Origin of the sequence: Methylobacterium variabile (assembly GCF_001043975.1) — a bacterium.
Classification (GTDB): domain Bacteria; phylum Pseudomonadota; class Alphaproteobacteria; order Rhizobiales; family Beijerinckiaceae; genus Methylobacterium; species Methylobacterium variabile.
This window is the reverse complement of record NZ_LABY01000289.1, coordinates 1-4378: the sequence shown is the minus strand read 5'-3', so window position 1 is coordinate 4378 and position 4378 is coordinate 1. Positions and strand designations below refer to the sequence as shown.

Sequence of the window (4378 nt, the reverse complement as noted above, 5' to 3'; positions counted from 1 at the left end):
CGAAGGCGCGGCGGTATTACAACATCTTGATGGTGTCCCGGCGGCTCTGGGCCCGGGCCTGGAGGCGTCGGCGGCGGGCGGCGATCACCGTGCCGTTGATCTCGCCGCCGAACAGGAACATCGCGGCGAGCCAGTAGACGAAGACCAGGAAGACCATCGCCGTCGCGAGGCCGCCATAGGTCGACACGTAGGCGCTGGAGAAGCGGTCGAGATACAGCCCGAAGCCGAGGCCGGCCAGCACCCACAGGCCGAGGGTCACGAAGACGCCGGGCAGCACCATGTGCCAGGGCCGGCGCCCGGCGGCGATGAACTTGTGGGCGATCACCAGCACGACCGAGACGAGCAGCACCGTCACCGCCACCCGGCCCACCGCCACGGTGAGGCCGAGGGGTTCGAGTCCCGGCGCCACCAGCACCAGCCCGCGCCAGACCAGCGGCCCGAGCACCACCAGGAAGGTGAAGGCCAGCATCGCGAAGGCGGCGCAGATCACGTAGCCGATCGATTCGAGGCGCGTGAGCCACCACGGCCGCATCTCGCGCAGGCCGTAGGCCCGGTTGAGGCCGACCCGCAGGCTCTCGACCCCGCTCGACGAGAAGTACAGGGCCAGCACCGCGCCGAGGGTGAGGAGCCCCCCGCGCTGCTCGGTCAGCACCCGGTGGACCTCCCCGGCGATCGGGCCTGCCACCTCGCTCGGCCAGATCTCGAACAGCAGGTTGCCGGCCTCGTCGGCGAGCGACTTGGTGCCGAACACGCCGGCGAGCGCCGTGAGCAGGATCAGGAACGGAAAAAGCGAGGTGAGGAGCGAGAGCGCGATGTGGCTCGCGATCGCCCAGCCGTCATGGGCGACGAAGCGCTGCGCCGCGATGGCGGCGATCTCCAGGGCGGTGCGGGGACGGATCACGGCGCGCTGGCTTTCCGGCTGGTCGACCTGACTTCGGGCGAACGTGCCGCCTCAGGTAGAGCGCGGCTGCCAGTCCTGGGAAGCCGCAGCGGCAGAAATCGGGCATCCGCGTCCTCCGGGGCACGGGGCCGGGCGGAACGTGCGGGCGGGCGAGCCCTGCGCGCCGGGCGTGGCGATCCGGCTCCGGCGCCGGTTGCGGAACCGCCGCGCTCGTGCTCCGTGCGCAGGCACGATGAGCCGCCGCCTGCCTCTTTCCGACGCATCCTGGTCCACCCGCCTGGCGCCGCTGGCCCCCGGCCTGTTCGTGCTGATCTGGGCCACGGGCTTCGTGGTGGCGCGCCTCGTCGCGCCGCACGCCGAGCCGCTGACCTTCCTCTCCGTGCGCTTCGGCCTCACCGCCCTGGTGCTCACCGGGATCGCCCTCGCGGCCGGCGCCCGCTGGCCGCAGGGCTGGCGCGGCTGGCACGACGCCATGGTGGCCGGGGTGCTGATCCACGGCATCTACCTCGACGCGGTGTTCTGGGCGGTGCATCGCGGCCTGCCCGCCGGCATCGCCGCCCTGGTGGCGAGCCTGCAGCCGCTGCTGACTGCCGCGGTGGCTGGGCCGCTCCTCGGCGAGCGGGTCTCGGCCCGACGCTGGCTCGGCATCGCGGTCGGCCTCGTCGGCGCCGGGCTGGTGCTGGCACCGCGGATCGGCGCGTCCGGCGGCATCCCGCCGGAGGCCCTCGCGGTCTGCTTCTGCGGCACGATCGCCATCACGCTGGGCACCCTGTGGCAGAAGCGCAAGGCCGCCGCCGTCGACCTGCGCACCAACGCGGCGGCGCAGTTCGTCGGCGCCCTCGCGCTGACCCTGCCCCTCGCGCTCCTGACCGAGGGCGGCCAGTTCGACTTCTCCACGCCCCTGCTCCTCGGCCTCGCCTGGGCGGTGTTCGGCCTCTCGGTCGGAGGCATCCTGATCCTGCTCGGGCTGATCCGCCGCGGGGCGGTGGCGGGCGTGGCCGCCCTCTTCTACCTCGTCCCGCCGGTCTCGGCCGCGATGGCGTTCGTCCTGTTCGGCGAGACCCTGGCGCCGGTGCAGCTCCTCGGCATGGTGGTGGCGGTGGCGGGGGTGGCGATCGCGAGCCGCGGCTGAAGCCCCCGGGGAGCAGTCAAGTCCCTGATGGGATTTGTTAAGGCCTTGGTGGGACTCGGCGGCCTAGGCTGGCGGCGTCTCGGAGACCGCCCGCATGCTGCGCCCCGCCCTGACCGCCGGTCTGATCTTCCTGGCGCTCGCCGCCCCCGCGGCGGCGGACGGCGATCCCGACGGCCCCGGCGGTCCGCCCCCCGGCTACGGGCGTGCTCCCGCCGGGTACGGCGGGGTGCCGGCCGAGTACCGGCGGACGCGCCGGCCGGCCCTCGCGCGGGTCCGCCCCCGCGGGCATCACGGGCCTTACGCGGGCCTGCGCCGCGGCCCCGCGATCCAGCCGGTCTCCTACGGCGAGACGGACGGCACGGTCTTCCACGCCTGGCTGCCGCGCAACACCAACCTGCCGATCTACAACATCCCGCCGCCCTTCTTCCCCGAGCCCTGACGGGCGGCCTGGATCGAAGCGGAGCGATGGGCGTTAGGCCTCACATGGGGAACCGTGTGGGAGCCGTGCCGTGTCCGAACCGACCGCGCCCGAACTGACCGTGATCCTGCGCGATGGCGCGCCGCCTTGGCCGATCCCGGCTGACCCGGACCTTCGCGCGATCGACCTCGCCGCGCCCGCCGGCGCAAGGGCCGAGCCCTTCGCGCCTGAGCCCCTCGAGCCTGAGTTCATCGGGGACGACGAGCGCGAGCGCCTCGCGCTCGCCGGGCAGGACGCCCTCGACGCCTGCCTGCGCCGCTTCGGGCCCGCGGACCGCGAGGCGTTCTGGCGCGCGATCGGTCGCTGCTACAACCGGCCGTACAATCCGCCGGAGCCCCTGGACGCCGTCCCGTCCCCGCACGTGATCGAGGCCGTCCCGACCGGCCAAGCCGCTGCCCTCCAAGCCGCTGCCCTCCAAGCAGCTGCTCTCCAAGCCGCTGCCCTCTAAGCCACCACCCTCCAAGGCATCGCCCTCCCGGACGGCACCCTGCAGTGATGCCGCCCGCCCGGCGCGGGCCGGCCGGACGCCCATGACTCTCCCGCCACCCGCCGGACCGCCGCGCGGCATTGCCCTGGACGAGCAGCTGGAGCGCGTCCTGGCGGCCTCGCAGACCCTCGCCGGGCAGATGATCCTCCTCGGCCTCGCGGTCCAGATCGCCTGGCTCGAGGCCTGGACGCAGCCGATCATCGACGCCGCGGAGGCCCGGGCAGCGCGCCTCGCCCGGACCGCGCGCCGCGACCGGCTGATGCGCCTCGGCGTGCCGGAGCACCTCGCCGGCCAGGCCCTGCGCCTCGTGTCGAGCCGGACGGGCGTGCCGCCCGGGGCCGGTCAGCCGCCGTAGCTCTGCACCAGGGAGCCGGCCACCAGGGTCCAGCCGTCGACCAGCACGAAGAAGATCAGCTTGAACGGCAGCGCCACGGTGGCGGGCGGCAGCATCATCATGCCGACCGACATCAGGATCGAGGCGACCACGAGGTCGATGATCAGGAACGGGATGAACAGCAGGAAGCCGATCTCGAAGGCACGGCGCAGCTCCGAGATCATGAAGGCGGGGGTGAGCACCTCGAGGCCGACGGCCTCAGGCGTCGCCGGCGTCCCGGCCCGGGCGAGGTCGAGGAACAGCTTGAGGTCCTTCTCGCGCACGCTGCGCAGCATGAAGGCCTTGAACGGCTGGCTCGCCCGCTCGAAGGCCTGGGCCTGCTGGATCTGCCCGGCGATGAGCGGCTCGATGCCGGTGCGGTAGGCCTCCCGCGCCGTCGGCGCCATCACGAAGGCGGTGAGGAACAAGGACAGGCTGACGATCACCGAGTTCGGCGGCGCGGTCTGGGTGCCCAGCGCCGAGCGCAGGATCGACAGAACCACCACGATGCGGGTGAACGAGGTCGCCATCACCAGGACCGAGGGCGCCAGCGCCAGCACGGTGATGAGGGCGACGAGCTGGAGCGCCCGCTCGGTGACGCCGCCGCTGGGGCCGAGGTCCACCGTCAGGCTCTGCGCGAGCGCGGCGCCGGGCAGGAGCAGCAGGAGCGCCGCCGCGCGCCACAGGCTCGGCAGCAGGGGCGGCAGGAGCGCGGCGATGCGGCACGCGGCCGGGAGGAGGGACGAGCGATTCGGGGGCGCCATGGCGGCGCACCCTGGGGCCTGCGACCCGAGGCCCGCAAGCGCCGCGCCCGCCTCGCCCCGTCGAGGGCGGGCGGGCGCGGTTCCGCTGCAACAGCGCCGGCGCCCGAGCCTCAGCGCTTGTCGAGGGGCCGGCCGAGGAGCCGGGCGAACTCGGCCTCGATCTCCTCGACCGAGAACGGGTTCTGGACCGAGGGCGGCGTCGGGTTCGGTGCGGGCTCCTCCGGGGGAGCCCGCGCCGAGCCC

At 74.0% G+C, this 4378-nt stretch carries 6 protein-coding genes; 4 read left to right on the top strand and 2 right to left on the bottom strand.

Going from position 1 to position 4378, the window contains the following annotated elements; translation table 11 throughout:
• Positions 1–16: 16 nt before the first annotated feature.
• Positions 17–898 (bottom strand): YihY/virulence factor BrkB family protein, encoded by an 882-nt coding sequence (locus VQ02_RS31115; protein ID WP_048448132.1) that lies wholly within the window; start codon positions 896–898, stop codon positions 17–19.
• Positions 899–1133: 235 nt separating this feature from the next.
• On the opposite strand from VQ02_RS31115, the gene VQ02_RS31110 reads away from it, so the two are divergent.
• From VQ02_RS31110 to VQ02_RS31095, 4 genes are all read left to right on the top strand, one after another.
• On the top strand, positions 1134–2033 hold the full coding sequence (locus tag VQ02_RS31110) for a DMT family transporter (RefSeq protein ID WP_048448130.1): 900 nt from the start codon (positions 1134–1136) through the stop codon (positions 2031–2033).
• 94 nt (positions 2034–2127) lie between these two features.
• Positions 2128–2472: a hypothetical protein gene (locus VQ02_RS31105; RefSeq protein WP_048448129.1), complete on the top strand. Its 345-nt coding sequence runs from the start codon at positions 2128–2130 to the stop codon at positions 2470–2472.
• 70 nt (positions 2473–2542) lie between these two features.
• On the top strand, positions 2543–2959 hold the full coding sequence (locus tag VQ02_RS35005) for a hypothetical protein (protein WP_053080622.1): 417 nt from the start codon (positions 2543–2545) through the stop codon (positions 2957–2959).
• A gap of 82 nt (positions 2960–3041) precedes the next feature.
• Positions 3042–3353 (top strand): hypothetical protein, encoded by a 312-nt coding sequence (locus tag VQ02_RS31095; protein WP_048448128.1) that lies wholly within the window; start codon positions 3042–3044, stop codon positions 3351–3353.
• On the opposite strand, the gene fliP is transcribed toward VQ02_RS31095, so the two are convergent.
• Positions 3341–4135, bottom strand: a complete 795-nt coding sequence (gene fliP, locus VQ02_RS31090; protein ID WP_048448127.1) for a flagellar type III secretion system pore protein FliP — start codon at positions 4133–4135, stop codon at positions 3341–3343. The genes VQ02_RS31095 and fliP overlap by 13 nt on opposite strands.
• Between the last annotated feature and the right edge of the window lie 243 nt (positions 4136–4378).